This window comes from Burkholderia aenigmatica (genome assembly GCF_048627025.1).
GTDB classification, from domain to species: domain Bacteria; phylum Pseudomonadota; class Gammaproteobacteria; order Burkholderiales; family Burkholderiaceae; genus Burkholderia; species Burkholderia aenigmatica.
The window spans coordinates 2031872-2048656 of sequence record NZ_CP184468.1 but is presented as its reverse complement, the minus strand read 5'-3'; the positions used below and the strand labels follow the sequence as shown (position 1 = coordinate 2048656).

16 protein-coding genes are annotated in these 16785 nt (G+C 67.8%); 8 read left to right on the top strand and 8 right to left on the bottom strand.

The features are described from left to right. Nucleotides 1-20 precede the first annotated feature (20 nt). On the bottom strand, nt 21-824 hold the full coding sequence (locus ACN8ZM_RS09565; protein ID WP_043188354.1) for an ABC transporter permease: 804 nt from the start codon (nt 822-824) through the stop codon (nt 21-23). After that, a complete protein-coding gene (locus ACN8ZM_RS09560) occupies nt 821-1522 on the bottom strand; it encodes an ABC transporter ATP-binding protein (protein WP_205821982.1) in 702 nt (233 codons plus the stop codon). Before ACN8ZM_RS09560 ends, ACN8ZM_RS09565 begins: the two co-directional genes overlap by 4 nt. A gap of 152 nt (nt 1523-1674) precedes the next feature. Between ACN8ZM_RS09560 and ACN8ZM_RS09555 the strand changes: the two genes are divergently transcribed. The 7 genes from ACN8ZM_RS09555 to ACN8ZM_RS09525 all read left to right on the top strand — a co-directional run bounded on the left by ACN8ZM_RS09555 (nt 1675) and on the right by ACN8ZM_RS09525 (nt 10862). Beyond that, nucleotides 1675-3978, top strand: a complete 2304-nt coding sequence (locus ACN8ZM_RS09555; RefSeq protein WP_420209884.1) for an AsmA family protein — start codon at nt 1675-1677, stop codon at nt 3976-3978. A gap of 156 nt (nt 3979-4134) precedes the next feature. After that, a complete protein-coding gene (locus ACN8ZM_RS09550) occupies nt 4135-5727 on the top strand; it encodes an ABC-F family ATPase (protein WP_043188363.1) in 1593 nt (530 codons plus the stop codon). 241 nt (nt 5728-5968) lie between these two features. Continuing rightward, the gene (locus ACN8ZM_RS09545) at nt 5969-6718 is read left to right on the top strand and encodes an FkbM family methyltransferase (RefSeq protein WP_420209883.1); all 750 of its coding nucleotides are present in this window, start codon (nt 5969-5971) and stop codon (nt 6716-6718) included. Continuing rightward, the gene (locus ACN8ZM_RS09540) at nt 6719-7711 is read left to right on the top strand and encodes a phosphotransferase enzyme family protein (RefSeq protein ID WP_420209882.1); all 993 of its coding nucleotides are present in this window, start codon (nt 6719-6721) and stop codon (nt 7709-7711) included. 1 nt (nt 7712) lies between these two features. Continuing rightward, nucleotides 7713-8591, top strand: coding sequence for a 4Fe-4S cluster-binding domain-containing protein (locus ACN8ZM_RS09535; RefSeq protein WP_420209881.1), 879 nt, complete (start codon nt 7713-7715; stop codon nt 8589-8591). Then, nucleotides 8588-9649: an asparagine synthase-related protein gene (locus ACN8ZM_RS09530; protein ID WP_420209880.1), complete on the top strand. Its 1062-nt coding sequence runs from the start codon at nt 8588-8590 to the stop codon at nt 9647-9649. Before ACN8ZM_RS09535 ends, ACN8ZM_RS09530 begins: the two co-directional genes overlap by 4 nt. Before the next feature lie 7 nt (nt 9650-9656). Then, nucleotides 9657-10862: a glycosyltransferase gene (locus ACN8ZM_RS09525; RefSeq protein WP_420209879.1), complete on the top strand. Its 1206-nt coding sequence runs from the start codon at nt 9657-9659 to the stop codon at nt 10860-10862. On the opposite strand, the gene ACN8ZM_RS09520 is transcribed toward ACN8ZM_RS09525, so the two are convergent. Next, nucleotides 10819-11508, bottom strand: coding sequence for a cephalosporin hydroxylase family protein (locus tag ACN8ZM_RS09520; RefSeq protein ID WP_420209878.1), 690 nt, complete (start codon nt 11506-11508; stop codon nt 10819-10821). The genes ACN8ZM_RS09525 and ACN8ZM_RS09520 overlap by 44 nt on opposite strands. 25 nt (nt 11509-11533) lie before the next feature. On the opposite strand from ACN8ZM_RS09520, the gene ACN8ZM_RS09515 reads away from it, so the two are divergent. Further along, nucleotides 11534-12490 (top strand): phosphotransferase, encoded by a 957-nt coding sequence (locus tag ACN8ZM_RS09515; protein WP_420209877.1) that lies wholly within the window; start codon nt 11534-11536, stop codon nt 12488-12490. Nucleotides 12491-12502: 12 nt separating this feature from the next. Here the strand turns inward: ACN8ZM_RS09515 and ACN8ZM_RS09510 are convergent, their stop codons facing one another. From ACN8ZM_RS09510 to ACN8ZM_RS09490, 5 genes are all read right to left on the bottom strand, one after another. Next, entirely contained in the window at nt 12503-13081 is a 579-nt protein-coding gene (locus ACN8ZM_RS09510; protein WP_420209876.1) for a polysaccharide deacetylase family protein, read from the bottom strand. An 85-nt stretch (nt 13082-13166) separates the two neighbouring features. Beyond that, entirely contained in the window at nt 13167-13694 is a 528-nt protein-coding gene (locus tag ACN8ZM_RS09505) for a hypothetical protein (protein WP_420209875.1), read from the bottom strand. 268 nt (nt 13695-13962) lie between these two features. Beyond that, complete coding sequence (locus tag ACN8ZM_RS09500; RefSeq protein ID WP_420209874.1) at nt 13963-14772, bottom strand: ABC transporter ATP-binding protein; 810 nt, start codon at nt 14770-14772, stop codon at nt 13963-13965. After that, nucleotides 14765-15847, bottom strand: a complete 1083-nt coding sequence (locus ACN8ZM_RS09495) for a FecCD family ABC transporter permease (protein ID WP_420209873.1) — start codon at nt 15845-15847, stop codon at nt 14765-14767. Before ACN8ZM_RS09495 ends, ACN8ZM_RS09500 begins: the two co-directional genes overlap by 8 nt. Further along, nucleotides 15844-16785 (bottom strand): alpha/beta hydrolase, encoded by a 942-nt coding sequence (locus tag ACN8ZM_RS09490; RefSeq protein WP_420209872.1) that lies wholly within the window; start codon nt 16783-16785, stop codon nt 15844-15846. Before ACN8ZM_RS09490 ends, ACN8ZM_RS09495 begins: the two co-directional genes overlap by 4 nt.

The window sequence follows — 16785 nt, the reverse complement described above, 5'->3', positions numbered from 1 at the left end:
TCGCGCGGTGACGCCGCGTGTCAGTGCGCGCGTTCTTCGAGCCGCGCGGCGAGAAAGCGGTGATCGGCCGAGAACAGCCGGCGGTAGGTCATCAGCACTGCACCGACGGTGCCGAGCGCGGAGGCCGCGGCAATCAGGAACATGATCACAATCTGGTAGCGCACGGCCTGCAGCGGCGACTGGCCGGCCAGCACCTGGCCCGTCATCATCCCCGGCAGGCTCACGACGCCGACGACGGCCATCTGGTTCAGCGTCGGCAGCATGCCCGCCCGCACGGCCTGGCGTGCAGCGTCCTGAGCGGCTTCCCAGCGCGTCGCGCCGAGCGCGAGTGCGGTTTCGACACGGTCGCGGCGCGCCGTGAGCTCTTCCATCATCCGTTCGACGCCGAGCGACACGCCCGTGAGCGTATTGCCGAGAATCATCCCGAGGATCGGAATCGCGTATTGCGGTGCGTACCACGGATGGATGCGGATCACGACGAACAGGCCGACCGCCGCGACGAACCAGCTGCTGAACCAGATCGACGCGATGCTGTCGATGCGCTGGCCGCGATACGTGCGCTTGCCGCGCCCCGCGCCGGCGAACCCGGCGATCAGCGTCATCAGTGCGGTGAGCGGCAGCACGACGTACCAGTGCGGATGGCCGAACACCCAGCCGAGCACGTAGCCGATCGCGAGCAACTGCACGACGGTGCGCACGGCCGCGAGCCCAAGCTTGCGGCCGAGGCCGAGCGACAGTGCCATCGAGATCGCGCCGTTGACCGCGACCAGCGCGGCGGCGATGCCGACGTCGACGAGGCTCAGGTCCTGCAGGACGGGACTCATTGCGTTGCCTCCGTCGGGTTGGCCACGTGCATCACGCCAGCCTGCATCACGAGCCGTATCGTGCCGATTCGCGCGGCCTGGGCGGGATCGTGCGAGATCCACATGTACGCGCGGGCGTCGGGCGCCGCGTCGAACCATGCGCCGACGAGCGCCTCGATCGCGCGCGCCGATTCGGGGTCGAGCGCGGACGTCGGCTCGTCGAGCAGCAGCACGTCGGGATCGAGTTGCAGCACGCGCAGCAGCGCGGCGATCTGCGCTTCGCCGCCCGACAGGTCGCTCGCGCGCTTGTCGAGAAAGTCGGGGCCGCGGCCGGCCTGCGCGGCGAGCGCTTCGGCGCGCGCGCGATCGAACCCAACGTCGCGATAGATCGCGAGCGAATACGGATAGCGCAACTGCGATTCGACGGTACCGTCCATCTGCGCGGGGCGCTGGCGTACATAGGCGACGCTGCGCCGGTAGCGCGGGATCGCGCTGCGCCGGATCCCGTGGCCGCGCCACAGGATGTGGCCGCCGTCGAGCGGATCGAGCAGCGCGAGTGCGCGCAGCAGCACGCTCTTGCCCGACCCGGACGGCCCGGTGATAGCAATTCGCGATCCCGCCGCGAGGCTGAAATCGGTCGGGGCGAGCAAGGTCTTGCCGCTGCTGGCGTCGCGCCGCGTGATGCGCTGTGCATCGATGAGGCCGGTGGGGGCTGTCATGTCACAAATGAAAAAAAGCGTTAATGGCGCCGAAACGTCACCAGGGCGTGCGTCATAATACCGATTGAAAAGCCGCGGGTGTCGTGCGCCGTTCGTCCACGCAAGCGGCCCGGCATGGTGCGGCAACATTTCAGAACAACAACGGAACCGCCATGACGCTAACCCGAGCCATCGGCAAATCGGCTGCATGGATCGTCGGTATCGTCGCGGTGCTCATCGCGGCGGCCGGCGTCTTTCTCTTCGCCTTCGACTGGAATCGCGCGAAGCCGTGGGTCAACGAGCAGGTCACAGCCGCACTCGGCCGCCCGTTCGCGATCAACGGCGACCTCAAGGTCGGCTGGCGCCGCCCCGACGGCGAAACCGGCTGGCGCGCATGGGTGCCTTGGCCGAGCTTTTCGGCCACGCACCTCGAAATCGGCAACCCCGACTGGGCGAAGACGCCCAAGTTCGTCACGCTCGATGCCGCGCACTTCGATCTCGCGATCCTGCCGCTGCTCGCGCATGAAATCGTGATCCCGTCGATCGACGTCGTGAATCCGGCCGTCGACCTTGAGCGGCTCGCGGACGGCCGCAACACGTGGACCTTCCAGTTCAAGCAATCGGCGCAGCCGTCGCCGTGGAAAGTGCGGCTCGACAGCTTCGGCTTCGCGAAGGGCACCGTCACGTATCGCGATGCGATCACCAAGGCCGACCTGACCGTCGCGATCGATACGCTCGGGCAGCCGATTCCGCTCGGCGATGTGCTGAAGGAGCAGGAGCAGACGTCGCGCGCGGCATCGGCGCAGCGTGTCGGCAAGCACGGCGCCGCGCAGCTGAGCGCGAAGGCCAACGCGGAGGCCGCGTCGAGCGCTTCCGCCGCGCAGGCTGCGAGTGGCGCGTCGGCGGCGGGTGCGTCCGCTGCGTCTGCCGTGGCGTCGGCTTCGTCCTCGTCCGCGTCGTCCGCCTCTTCGAAATCGGCCGCTGCCGCCGCGTCCGGCGCCAGCGGTGCGAGCAGCGTCGCGGCGCCCGCGAAGCCGTCCGGCCCGACCTATGCGTTCGGGCTGACGGTCGACGGCCGCTACAAGAACGTGCCGATCAGCGGTACCGGCAAGCTCGGCGGCGTGCTCGCGATCCAGGATGCGTCGCGGCCGTTCCCGCTGCAGGCCGACGTGAAGGCCGGCGACACGCGGCTCGCGATCGTCGGCACGCTGACCGATCCGATGCATCTTGCGGCCATCGACCTGCGGCTGTGGCTGCAGGGCACGTCGATGTCGCATCTCTATCAGCTCAGCGGCATCACGCTGCCCGATACGCCGCCTTACGCGACCGAAGGGCGGCTGATCGGCAACTTCAAACGGAAGGCCAGCACGTTCCGCTACGAGAATTTCAACGGCCGCGTCGGCGGCAGCGATCTCGGCGGCACGCTTGCGTACGAGCAGCGTGAGCCGCGGCCGAAGCTGTCGGGCGAACTCGTGTCGAACCTGCTGCAGTTCTCCGATCTCGCCCCGGTGATCGGCGCGGATACGGCCGCGAGCAAGGCCAAGCGCGGCGACACGACGAAACAGCCGTCGAGCCGCGTGCTGCCGGTCGAGACGTTCCGTACCGACCGCTGGCGCGCGCTCGACGCGGACGTCAAGTTCACGGGCCGCAAGCTGGTCAAGAGTTCGGACCTGCCGATCACCAACCTGTACACGCACATCGTGATGCAGGACGGCGTGCTGTCGCTCGAGCCGCTGCAGTTCGGCGTCGCAGGCGGCACGCTCGCGACGACCGCGCATCTCGACGGCAGCGGCACGCCGCTGAAAGGCCGCTTCACGGTGGCCGCGCGACACCTGAAGCTCAAGCAGCTGTTCCCGGCGCAGAAGGTCATGCAGTCGGCGCTCGGCGAGATCAACGGCGATGCGTCGCTGTCGGCGACCGGCAACTCGCCGGCCGCGCTGGCCGCGACGTCGAACGGTGAAGTGAAGGCGCTCGTGACGGACGGCCGCATCAGCCGCCTGCTGATGGAAGCGGCGGGGCTGAACGTCGCGAACGTCGTCTACGAGAAGCTGTTCGGCAACAACGACGTGAAGATCAACTGCGCGGCGGTCGACTTCGTCGCGACCAACGGGATCCTCGACCCGAAGGTGTTCGCGTTCGATACCGACGACGCGCTGATCAACGTCGACGGCCCGATCAGCCTGCGCGACGAAACGCTGAACCTGAAGATCCATCCGCACACGAAGGGCTTCCGGATCTTCTCGCTGCGCTCGCCGCTGTATGCAAAGGGCACGTTCAAGAACCCGGACGTCGGCGTCGATGCGGGCGCGCTCGCGCTGCGGGCCGGCGCGATGGTCGGGCTCGGGCTGATCAATCCGTTCGCCGCGTTGATCCCGCTGATCGCGCCGAGCAACAACAAGGACGTGCCGTGCTCGGAGCTGTTCGGGCAGATGAACGCGAAAGCGGCGCAGCGGGCGGCGGCGAAGGCCGGCAAGTAAGGGAGCAGTGCGGCGACTGGCGGGGCGCTCAGGCGTGGCCGGTCGCCCCGCACGGCGGGTGAATTGGCGGGGCCGGAACGGGTGCGGTCGGCAGTTTCTCCGACACCTGCTAAAATACACGGTTTTCCGTCGATTTCTCTCTTAACGGGACCTGCCGTGCTTTCTACTGCCAACATCACGATGCAATTCGGGCCGAAGCCCTTGTTCGAGAATATCTCGGTCAAATTCGGCGAGGGCAACCGCTATGGTCTGATCGGCGCGAACGGCTGCGGCAAGTCGACGTTCATGAAGATCCTCGGCGGCGACCTCGAGTCGAGCGCCGGCAACGTCGCGCTGGAGCCGAACGTGCGTCTCGGCAAGCTGCGCCAGGATCAGTTCGCGTACGAAGACGTGCGCGTGCTCGACGTCGTGATGATGGGCCACACCGAGATGTGGGCCGCGATGACCGAGCGTGACGCGATCTACGCGAACCCGGAAGCCACCGACGACGACTACATGCACGCCGCCGAGCTCGAAGGCAAGTTCGCCGAATACGGCGGCTACGACGCCGAGGCGCGCGCGGGCGCACTGCTGCTCGGCATCGGCATCGAGGAGAAGTTCCATACCGGCACGATGGCCGACGTCGCGCCGGGCTGGAAGCTGCGCGTGCTGCTCGCACAGGCGCTGTTCTCGAAGCCGGACGTGCTGCTGCTCGACGAACCGACCAACAACCTCGACATCAACTCGATTCGTTGGCTCGAGCACACGCTCAACGAGTACAACTCGACGATGATCATCATCTCGCACGATCGTCACTTCCTGAACGCGGTGTGCACGCACATGGCCGACATGGACTTCGGCACGCTGAAGGTCTGGCCGGGCAACTACGACGACTACATGCTCGCATCGGCACAGGCGCGCGAGCGTCAGGCCGCGGCGAACACGCGCGCGAAGGAGCGCGTGGCCGAACTGCAGGACTTCGTGCGCCGCTTCTCGGCGAACAAGTCGAAGGCCCGCCAGGCGACCAGCCGCGCGAAGCAGATCGACAAGATCAAGATCGAGGAATTCAAGCCGTCGTCGCGCCAGAACCCGTTCATCCGTTTCGAGTTCGAGAAGAAGCTGCACAACGTCGCGGTGGTGGCGGAAGACATCACGAAGAAGTACGAGCGCACGATCTTCCAGAACTTCAACCTGTCGGTGCAGCCGGGTGAGCGCATCGCGATCATCGGCGAGAACGGCGCGGGCAAGACGACGCTGCTGCGTTCGCTGCTCGGCGCGCTCGCGCTCGAGCACGGTACGGTGAAGTGGTCCGAGAACGCGAATGTCGGCTACATGCCGCAGGACACGTACGAGGAGTTCCCGAACGACATCACGCTGATGGACTGGATCGACCAGTACCGCAAGGACGGCGACGACGAAACGATGGTGCGCGGCACGCTGGGCCGCCTGCTGTTCTCGTCGGACGACATCAGGAAGTCGGTGAAGGTGCTGTCGGGCGGCGAGAAGGGTCGCATGATCTGGGGCAAGCTGATGCTCGGCCGCCACAACGTGCTGCTGATGGACGAGCCGACCAACCACATGGACATGGAATCGATCGAGTCGCTGCAGATCGCGCTCGAGCAGTTCGAAGGCACGCTGATTTTCGTGTCGCACGACCGTGAGTTCGTGAGCGGGCTGGCGAACCGGATTATTGAAGTGCGGACTGATGGGACGTTGTTCGACTTCGGTGGGAATTACGAGGAGTTCCTGACGAGTCAGGGGCAGGAGTAATTGTCCTGACGCTTCCGCTCATGCGTCACGGCCTGGCAGTAGGACGAAGCCGGGACGCATAGAACGAAGCTGCCAGAAACGCATTGGGCCCGCATCGACAACATTGTCGATGCGGGCTTTTTCATTGCCGCACCGGTGAGACCCGGCGGCGTCGTGAATTCCCGTTTCCTTCCGTCAATCGACTTCGGGTAAATTACGCTCCGAATACCTACCTAATTTCCGACCCGGAGCCGCCCCCTCGATGCAGGACCATCCTCTCCCGCTCGATCTATCCGGCCTTTCGCCAAGCCTGTACGCGCAAGGCACCGAGGAAGGCATCCTGTCGCGCCTGATGGAGCGGATCGCGCCGACCAACCGCTTCTGCGTCGATATCGGTGCAAGCGACGGCCTGCGCAACAGCAACACGGCGCGGCTGCTGCGCGAACAGGATTGGTCCGGCGTGCTGGTGGAAGGCAGCGCGTACCGCTTCGGCAAGCTTGCCGCCCATTACGCGGGCGCGGATCGCGTTCGCTTGCACCACGATCGCGTTCAGCCCGACACGATCGACACGTTGCTCGCCGACGCAAACACGCCAACCGACTTCGACCTGCTGTCGATCGACATCGACGGCAACGACTACTGGGTCTGGCGCGGCCTGCAAGCATTCCAGCCGCGCATCGTCGTGATCGAATACAACCCGTACTACACACCGCCCGAGCGTTGGGTCATGTGCTTCAACCCGGAACATGAATGGGACGGCTCGACCTATTACGGCGCGAGCCTCGAATCGCTTGTGCATCTCGGCAAGCAGAAGGGCTATGAACTCGTGTGCTGCGACGACATGGGCAACAACGCGTTCTTCGTGCGGCAGGACCTGTATCCGTTGCTCGGCATCGCAAACAACGCGCCTTCGGTGCTGTTCCGCCCGGCGATGTACAAGGTGCGCTACGTCGGGCACAACACGTTCCTGAGCGGCCATCCGTATCGATTCGGGCCGGCCGAGCATATCTGAATGGACTCGCTCGCCGCGACCTTCGACGAGATCCGCGACGCCTATGCGTTGGGCCGCAGCGGGCCGCCGCGCCAGGTCGGCGAACGCGTGTGGCATCTGCCGACCGATGACGGCGGCGTAGCGATCAAGCTCTACGCATCCGAACATCATGCGCGTGCGGCCAAGGAAGCTGCGGTGCTCGCGCACTTCGAGACGCACGGCGATACACGCTTCCATGTGCAGGCGTTGAAACGCACGGTGGCCGGCACACCGATGTGGACGGGGTCAAACGCCCACGCGATGCTGACGCGCTGGGAAACCGGCCAGTCCAGGACCTACGACACGTTTTCGCCGGCCGAATGGGATGCGCTCGGCGCGAGTCTGGGCGCGTTGCACACGAGCCTCGAACAGCTTCATCTGCCGGCGCTCGACACGATCCACGCCCGGCTGACCGCGATCGACGCGGACGCGGTGCGCCGCAGCCTGCTCGATGCGCTGGATCGCGCACGTTCGAGCGACGCCGCCGAGAACCTCCGCCGCTACGTCGATCTCGCGCTGCGCCTGCTCGATCGCTACTATCCAGGCAGCATCGACGCGTTTCCCGCCGACGATCCGCAGCACCCGATCCACAACGACTACAACCAGTTCAACTATCTGTTCACGGGCACGCTGCCGCCGCTCATTCTCGACTGGGAAGCGTCAATCGGCGCGCCGCGCGAATACGAACTGGTGCGTTGCCTGAACCATCTGCCGCTGGAGGCGCCGCATCTGGCGCAAGCGTTCGTGCTGGCGTATCGGCGGGCCCGGCCGGTGGATCCGGCACGCATTGCATGGGCGGTCGATGCCGCGTGCCTGCAGCACGCGCTCAAGCTCTGGATCGTGCACGGCTGGCTCGACGATCCGTCGCGCTTTGCATCGCATGTGAGCGGCGCGGTGACGATGGCGTCCGCGATGGTGGATGCGCGCGACCGTCTCGTCGATTTCTTTTCCCGATGCATCGAAGCAGGACGCTGAAGTGAATGCGAATCTGAACCGGATCTCGAATCCGACGCCGCCAGGCGAGCGGCAGCATGTGTTTCCGCCGCCGCTGGATCGCGACTATCGCGTCGAAGACGGGCGCGTGCTGACGCGCTCGCTGGAAGCGCATATCGTCGATCACTGCAACCTGACCTGCGCGGAATGCTGCTCGCTGTCGCCGCTGCTGCCCGAGTGGTACGCGAGCCCCGCATCGCTCGAGGCCGATCTGCGCCGCGCCGCGAAGGTGCTGCGTCCGCGCATGTTCAAGCTGGTCGGCGGCGAGCCGCTGCTGCATCCGGCGCTCGTCGAACTCGTCGAGCGCGTGCGCGCCACGGGCATCGCGCCCGTGATCTCCGTCACGACGAACGGCCTGAAGCTCGGCGAGATGACGGATGCGTTCTGGCAGGCGGTGGATGCGCTGACGATCTCGCGCTATCCGAAGCCGTCGCTGTCGCCCGAGCTGGTCGCGCACATCGAGCATCAGGCCGCGCGCTTCGACGTGCGTCTGAACTGGAAGGTGCAGGACGTGTTCACGACGATGAACCGCACGCAACCCGGCACCGATCGCGACGAAGCACAGCGCCTCTATCAGGATTGCTGGATCCGCGAGCGCTGCCATATGATTCGCGACGGCATGTTCTACACGTGCACGCGTCCGGCGCATTTCCATACGCTCTACAGGGGCGAGAAGGATTTTCAATCCGACGGCCTGCCGCTGCGCGACGACGCGGACATGCTCGACGCGATGCTCGCCTATCTGCACCGCGACGCGCCGCTCGAAGCGTGTCTGCATTGCCAGGGCGGCAGCGCGCCGGTGGCGCCGCATCGCATCCTCAAACGCATTGAAGTGGACTCCTTGAAGGCACGTTATCCATGATCGTCGGCACGCGCGACCTGTTCGGCTTCGACCGGCTTCACTATCATCCGCGCAGCGGTACGACGGCGTCCGGCATCCGGGCCGTCCTGCGTGCAGCGGGGCAACCGGCCGGCGAGCTGGACGCGGCGGCCATTGCTGGCTATCTGAGCGGCGAGCGTCTGATCGGCCGCACCGTGCTGCGCGACGTGCGCGCGGTGCCGCCCGGCCATGCGCTGATCCGTTCGCCGCAAGGGCTGACCGTGCAGCCGGCCCCCGAGCAGCCGCAGCACGCGGATCTGGAAACCGTGCTGCGTGCGTCGCTGCAGCGCGCGCTCGACAGCGGCAAGCGTGTTGCGCTGGCGTTGAGCGGCGGGCTCGATTCGGCGCTGCTGCTCGCGTTGCTGCGCGAACTCGGTGCGCAGCGGCACGTGACGTCCTACATCCTCGTGACCGACATGCCGGACTATTGCGAGCGCGATGCCGCACTCGAACTGGCCGGGCAGATGCAGGCGAACGTGAAGATCGTGCGCGCGAACGAGGCCGATTTCGTCGCGGCGCTGCCGAGAACGACGCATGCGGTCGAGGAGCCGATGTTCAACTTGCATCCGGTCGCGAAGCTGCTGCTCGCCGACGCGATGGCCGCGGACGGTGTCGAGGTGGCCATCACGGGCGACGGCGCGGACCAGGTGCTGCGCCGCGACCAGTCGGCCAACTATCTGCCGCTGTGCCATGCGTTGTTCGATGTGGCGTCGGTCGAGCTGCATCCGCCGTTCGTCGACGATGCCGTCGTCGCGCATCTGACGAGCATCGCGCCCGATCCGGACAAGCAATGCCTGCGCGATCTCGGTGCGCGCCTGAACCTGCCGGACCGGCTCGTGCACGGCCCCAAGCGCGGTCGGCTCGCCCCGGCGATGGACCTCGCGACGCTGCTCGATCGCGACCGTACGCATGCGCTGGCCGGCAAGCTCGGTCTGGCCGTCCCCACGCTGCAGACGGACAACGAACGCGTGCTGTGGACGACGCTGTCGCTGATCCTCGATCATTTCGACGCCCTCGATGCCGCGCATCGCCCAACCTGAGCCGCTCATGAAACGCATCCTGTTCTGCGTGGTGCCAGAGAAAGGGCACGTCAATCCGTGCATCGGCCCGGCCCAGCATCTGCGCGATGCCGGCTGCGACGTCGCGTTCTATGCGCCGGCCGACATCAGCGCACAGCTCGACGGCGCTGGCGGTTTCACATTTGTGGGGCCGCGCGAGACGCCCGAGCGCCACGACCTGTCGCGCGGCGCGAGCTTCGCCGCGAACATTCGCGACGCCGACTGGCTGCGGCACTGGATCCGCACACTGCTGATCGATCTCGCGCCCGCGCAGGTGGACGGCATCCGAGCGGTGCTACGCGACTGGCGGCCCGACGTGGTGGTGATCGATCCGCTGCTCTATGCGGCGGCGATTGCCGCCGAGCTGGAAGGGCTGCCGTGGGTTTCGATGTCGAATTCGCTGAATCCGGTGCTGCCGGACGATCTCGATTCCGAACTGCTGCGCACGGTGCGATGGCTCGCGCCGGAACGCACGCGCCTGTTCGCGCGCTACGGGCTCGATGCGCGTTTTCGCGGTTGCGACATTCTCTCTCCGCACCTGACGCTCGCGTTCACGACCGATGCGTTGGTCGGCGCACCGCCGCACGGTGTCGAGCTGGTCGGTCCGGCACTGCCGTCCGGCGCGCGCGGCGACGAGACGCCGTTTCCGTGGGAGCGCCTCGACGCCGATCGCCCGCTCGTCTACATGTCGCTCGGCAGCCAGCTTTACTACCATCCCGACGTGTTCGCGAAAGTCATCGAGGCGGCGCGCGCGACGTCGGCGCAACTGGTGTTGTCGGTGGGCGAACTGGTCGATTCGGATCTGCTGCCGACCGACGACGAACGCGTCGTCGCGGTGCGCTACGTGCCGCAACTGGCGCTGTTGCAGCGCGCGCACGCGTTCGTCAGCCACGGCGGCGCGAATTCGGTGATGGAGTCGCTTGCATGCGGCGTGCCGATGCTGCTGTCGCCGTTCTGCAATGACCAGTTCCATTCGGCGCACTTCGTCGAGCGGGCCGGCGCGGGGTGCGTGCTGGATCTGCAGCAGGCCGGCGTGGCGGACATCGCCGATGCGCTCGAACGCCTGTTGCGGCCTGGATCGCTGCGCGAGCAGGCGGCGCGGATCCGTGCGAGCTATGCGCGCGACGGGTCGGCCGAGGCAGCGCGCCTGATCAGCGCACTCGCTTCAGGAAACCGCCTGGCGACAGCGTCATGAGTACGCGGTCCTCGATGTCGTAGTCGACCTCGAACCGGTCGTCGCGGGCGAGGAATTCATGCGCGGCGGTGGCTGGGTTGTTGCCTTTGCCGTACGGCTTGCCGTCGAACATCGACGCGGGCAGGTACTCCATGATGGTATCCATCACGATCGCGTAGCTGTCGGGCGTCACGAGCGGCGCATAGCATTCGAGTTCGCGCAGCACGTGCGCGTGAGTGTGCGTGAGATCGAGGATCGCCATCACGCGTGCGCCGTCCGGTATCAGTGCGCGCACCGACGCAAGCGTGTCGGCCGCGCACGATTCGCCTTCGATCAGCGTCATGCGGTGGGCGAGCCGGTGCGATTGCAGGCGCTGCCTGACCTCGTCGCGCAGGCGCGGCTCGATCGCGACGACGCGGCCGCTGTCGCCCGCCAGTTCCAGCATCGACGCGGAGAATACGACGCCGCCGCCCGCCGCGATGCCGGTCTGCACGATGCAGTCGGGACGCACGCGCCAGATCAGTTCCTGGAGCGCGAGCATGTCGCCGGGCAGATGGAAGAAGCGCTCGCCGAGCCAGCGCGTCTGGAACAGATGGTCGAATTCGGCAGCGCGCGTCAGCCATTCGATGTTGATGTCCCGCATGCGGGCCGAAGGACGCTCTGACATGGTCAATGCAACGAGTAGGAGTGACGTGAAAACGCTGGAACCGTGGCTTCACCGGTACTGGAACCTCGGGCCGGCGCGCCTGCAGGCGCTGGCGTCGGGCCATACTAACAAAACGTATCTCGTCGAGTGCGATTCGGCGCGCGCGGTGCTGCGCGTGTCGTGGTCCGGGAAGCCGGTCGAGCAGGTGCATCGCGAGGTAGCGATACTCGGCCATCTGCGTACTGCGCCGATGCTGCCCGCGCTGCCGCGCCTGCGGCCGACCGTGGATGCACAGTCCGGTGTGCGGCTTCCCGATGGAAGCTGGCTGCATCTGTTCGAGCATATCGACGGCATTCCCGGCCTGCCGGACGAGGGGCGCGCGGGCGCGATCGATGCGATGCGTGCGCTCGCGCAGTTGCATGCCGCGCTGGCGGCGATACCCGCGACCGAATCGGCGCCGCTGGCGTGGCTGTCGGCGCGTCACGCACGCGTAGCGGCGCGTGCCGCGCCGTCGTTGCCGGGAGACCTGAACGACCACTACGAGACGATGATCCGGCTGATCGGCGCACAGCTCGACACGGCAGCGCGCTGGCTGACGGGGGCGGTGCACTGGCTGCACGGCGACTATCACGCGGGCAACCTGCTGTACGTGGGGCACGCAGTGAACGGTGTGCTCGATTTCGACGATGTCGGACAGGGCGCGCAATGGCTCGAGGCGGCCTTTGCGCTGTTCGCGCTGTCGCGCGATGCGGGCAGGGACGATCGCTTCGTATTCGATATGCAGCGCTGGGACGCCGGCCTGCAAGCCTATGCAGCGACGCGGCCCGATCCTGCGCCGGACTGGATGCATGCCCGCCGCGATGCGCTGATGGCCCTGTTCTGTGCAGACCAGACGCTGATCCACCTCGAAGCCGCGCAGCGCGGCCTGTGGACGCCGGGGCCCGGCATCGGCTTTCTCGGCGGCTGGCGGCAGTTGCTGGATGGCGCGGCGCCCGGACGCTAGCCGGCTGCCGATTCAGCGCTGCCGATTCAGGAACAGGCGCACCGCTTCGACCGTATTGGGCCGCGCGTCGCCGTGCCGCGATCCGTCGTGCAGGCAGAACAGCACGTCGCGCTGTCGTGCCGTGCTGGCATCGACATGCGCGCACATCGCGTCGAACAGCGCCTGCGGCGACGGCGCCGGCCGCTGCCAGTCATCCAGTATCGCGGTCCAGCCCGTGTGTTCGCGCTGCAGCCGCGCCAGTACGCCGGCGCGATTGTCGTGCGGCATCAGTCCATAAGGCAGGCGCAGCGGGATCGTGTCCGGCACAGGAACGCCGGCCTGGCGACAGGCGTCGCGGATCAGCGCGTCGGTCGTCTCGATCTCGTCGATCAGCGCGTCGTCCGCCAGCGCGCCGGGCCTCGCGTGCGAACGGGTGTGATTGCCGAGCCGATGGCCTTCGCTCGCCATCCTTGCGGCGACGTCGAGCGCTCCGCCCGTCAGGTGCTTGCCGAGCAGGAAGAAGGTCGCCTTGCACGACGCGTCGCGCAGGACATCGAGCAAGGCAGGCGTTGACGGGCCGGGGCCGTCGTCGAAACTGAGGTGAATGGACATCGCGAGCGGGGGGGCCGTTCAAGGTGTACCGGAAGAACGATAGCGCAAGTCGCGGCGAGCGGCGGCCGGCGCGTTCATCGGCCGGCTACTGGATTCGCTCGATGGCCAGCGGACAGGTGCCGACCCGGCGCAACCGTGTGCCGGTCCACTCATAGAAGAGCCGGGCCGCTTTCTTGCTGTCGTAGTCGCAGTCGTCGTTGAAGCAACCCGCGATGATCAGCAGCCTGCTGTCGGCGCGGAAATCGACGCGCTCGTCGTCGTTGCCCATCACACCCGCGACGGCCTGCACGCCGGGCATCGTGTAGGTCGCGCCCGTGTACTTGTCGACGATCGCAAAATTCCGGCAATCGGTTCCGCAACCCCAGATCGCGACGCGGTAGTGGCCGGCGAAATTCGCCGGTTGCGTGAACTCGTCGCGAATCACGGTGCGGTAGAGGCGGGCTTCCTTGCTGGTCAATCGTGGCGCGTGGGCCGTGGTGTGCGGCGCGGGTGCCGTGCGCGCCGGATAACGTTCGAACGACGGTGACGGGCAGTTTGGGGCGGCCGCCGCGGTGACGGGCACCGGCTGGGCAGCCGCTGCCGCTGCCGCAGCCGAGCCGGCCAGCATGGCCATGGTGCTGGCCGTCAGCAGAAGTCGGTATGCGCGCATCACGCGATCGTCCTTGCAGGGTAGAGGAACAGGTCGCCCCGCGCATGGCGGCCGTGCATTCGTTTGCCGAGGTCGCGGTGGGGCGGGACCCGACGGCCCCGCCGCGCGATTCTATGACGCTTTGCCCGCGCCGGCACGCGTTGTTACCGGCGTCCGATGCGGCCGCGCGAAGGGCATGGCGGCCTGATGACCGCAAGCCGGACCGGTCGTCAGCGCGACGACCGATCCGCGCTCAAGCGTCGCACGCTTCCCACGCGTCATCCGTTATGGCTCGCTCCGCGAGCGCGACGTAATCGCCGGCTGCCGTCCGTTCGACCCGGGCGTCGACGCGATACGCGCGCCGCAGGTGCGGCGGTGTCAGGACTTCGGCGGGGGTGCCGTCGGCGACGAGGCCGTCGGTGCCGAGCAGCGCGAGCCGGTCGCAGAATCGCGATGCGAGATTCAGGTCGTGCATCGCGACCAGTACGACCGCACCGTGTCGGCGTGCCGCGTCCCCGACCGCCTCCAGCGCGAGCAATTGCCAGCGCAGATCGAGCGCGCTCGTCGGTTCGTCGAGCAGCAGCAGCGGCGTGTCGCGCACGAGCACCTGCGCGAGTCCGACGATCTGCCGCTGTCCGCCGGACAGCCGGTCGAGCGGCGACATCGCAAGCGCTTGCAACCGCAATCGCTCGAACACGTTCTGCAGGCGCAGGTCGCGCGCCGCGTCGGACAAACCAGGGCAGGTCGCGCGCAATGCACTGCGGACGGCTTCGTACACGAGCAGCGACGACGGTTGCGGCAGCGTCTGCGGCAGGTAGCCGACCTGCCGCGTGTGTTCCCGGCGCGCGCCGCGCAGCAGGTCGAATCCGCCGAACGCTGCGTTGCCGCGTGCGGCCGCGAGCCGCGCGAGGGCGCGCAGCAGCGTCGATTTGCCGACGCCGTTCGGTCCGAGCAATCCGACCATCGTGCCCGGCGCCACGGGCGCGAGCGACAAGCGGTCGAGCACGACCTTCGCGCCATACCGCACGACGAGGTCGTCGACGCACAGCGTGCGCTTATCCATCGAGCCTCCTGCGCCGGCTGACGAGGATCATGAACAGCGGCACGCCGACCAGCGCGGTGATGATCCCGATCGGCAGCGTCACGCCGGGGATCAGCGCCTTGCTGAGCACGGACGCGCCGGCCAGCATGATCGCGCCGGCGAGGGCGGCGCCGGGCAGGTAGTAGCGATGCTCGTCGCCGACGAGCAGGCGTGCGACGTGCGGCCCGACGAGACCGATGAACCCGATCGTGCCGACGAACGATAGCGCGGTGGCCGACAGCAGGCTGATGCGGATCAGCGCGACGAGTCGCAGCCGCTCGACCGCGATGCCCATGCTGCGCGCCTGTTCGTCGCCGGCGCGCAGCGCCGTCAGCGACGCGACGTCGAAGCTCGCCCACAACGCGCACCCGGCGAGCATGCACGACAGCAGCGCGATCTTGCCCCACGTCGCGCGCGCGAGGCTGCCCATGCTCCAGAAGACGATCTGCTGAAGCGCGTTCGCGTCCGCGAGAAACTGCAGCAGCCACAGCAGCGCCTCGAAGCTGAACATCAGGCCGATGCCGAACAGCACCACGGTTTCGGTCGTCGCGCCGTGGCGCCACGCGAGCCAGACGATCAGCAGCGTCGCGAGGCTCGCGCAGCCGAACGCGCCGAGCGACAGCGCGATGTTCTCGTTCCAGAGCACGACATGCCAGCCCGAGATCACGACGAGCGACGCACCGACGCTCGCGGCGGCCGACATGCCGAGCGTGAACGGGCTCGCGAGCGGATTGTTCAGCACGGTCTGCATTTCCGCGCCGGCGAGGCCGAGCGACGCACCGACGAGCACGGCCATCAGCGCATAAGGCAGGCGCACGTCCCAGAGGATCACGCGCTGCTCGAGCGGCAGCGCGTCCGGCCGGAACAGCCCCGCGACCAGATCCGCGATCGGGAACGGCGACGGGCCGGTGCCGATGTCGACGACGAGCAGCGTGCCGAGCACACAGGCGAGGCACATCAGCGCGCCGACGCGCCGCGCGGCGACTGCGCGGTAACGCAGCTTCAGCGAAGCGGACGAGCGGCGCGAAGGCGACGATGCGGGCGACGCGGTGCTCATGCGGCCGCTCCCGCGACGGCTTCGGCCGCGATGCGCGCCGCCAGCATCGCGCTGGGCACCACGACGCCGCCATGATCCTCTCCGTCGATCAGGCGGAACGTCGCGTCGAGGCCCGGGCGGGCGCCGACGCGACTGACGAAGTCGCGCGCGGAGCTGACCTGCTTGCGCGCCTGCTGCCGGCGCATGCGTTCGGCGTCGGGATTCGGCGTGCCTTCTTCGAGACTGCCCGCGGTGACCAGCAGCCGCAGCGCGGGCGAAAGCGGCGCCGCTTGCGCGGCGAAACGATCCGCATAGGGCAGCAGCGCGCGGTCGCCCCACCAGATCGACGGGCTGGCCGCGACATACCGCGCGAACAGGTGCGGGCGCGTCAGCATCGCGTACAGCGTCAGCAGGCCGCCGTACGAATGACCGAACAGCGTCTGGCGTGCCGGGTCGACGGCCACCTGTTGCGCGAGCCAGGGCTGCACGTCGTGCTCGATGAAATCGAGCAGGCGGTCGGCGACGACACCGCGGCCGTCCGGCAGCGGCGCGAGCGTGTAGTCGTCCGCGCGGGCCGTCATGTCGTAGGCGGCGTCAGTCGGATAACCGATGCCGATCACGACGGGTTCAGGATCGGCCGGGGCGTCTGGGCGTGCGCGCCGGTTGCGCACGAGTTGCGCGGCGAGCGGGAAGAGCGCGTTGCCGTCGAGGACGGTCAGTACCGGATGGGATCCCGTAACGGCCCGCTCGGCGGGCAGCGCGACGAACAGGCGGCGGGGCTTGCCGCCGACCGTGACGTCGAACTGGCGGCTGTTCGGCACCTGCACGGCGGGCGCGGCGTCGAGCGCGGGCCAGTCCGGTGCGCGCGCGGCGAGCGCGGGGGTGAGGTGGGCGCCGAGCGGGCCCGCGAGGCCGGCGACGAGCAGCGAGCGACGCATCGTGGAAGCGGGGCGCGACAT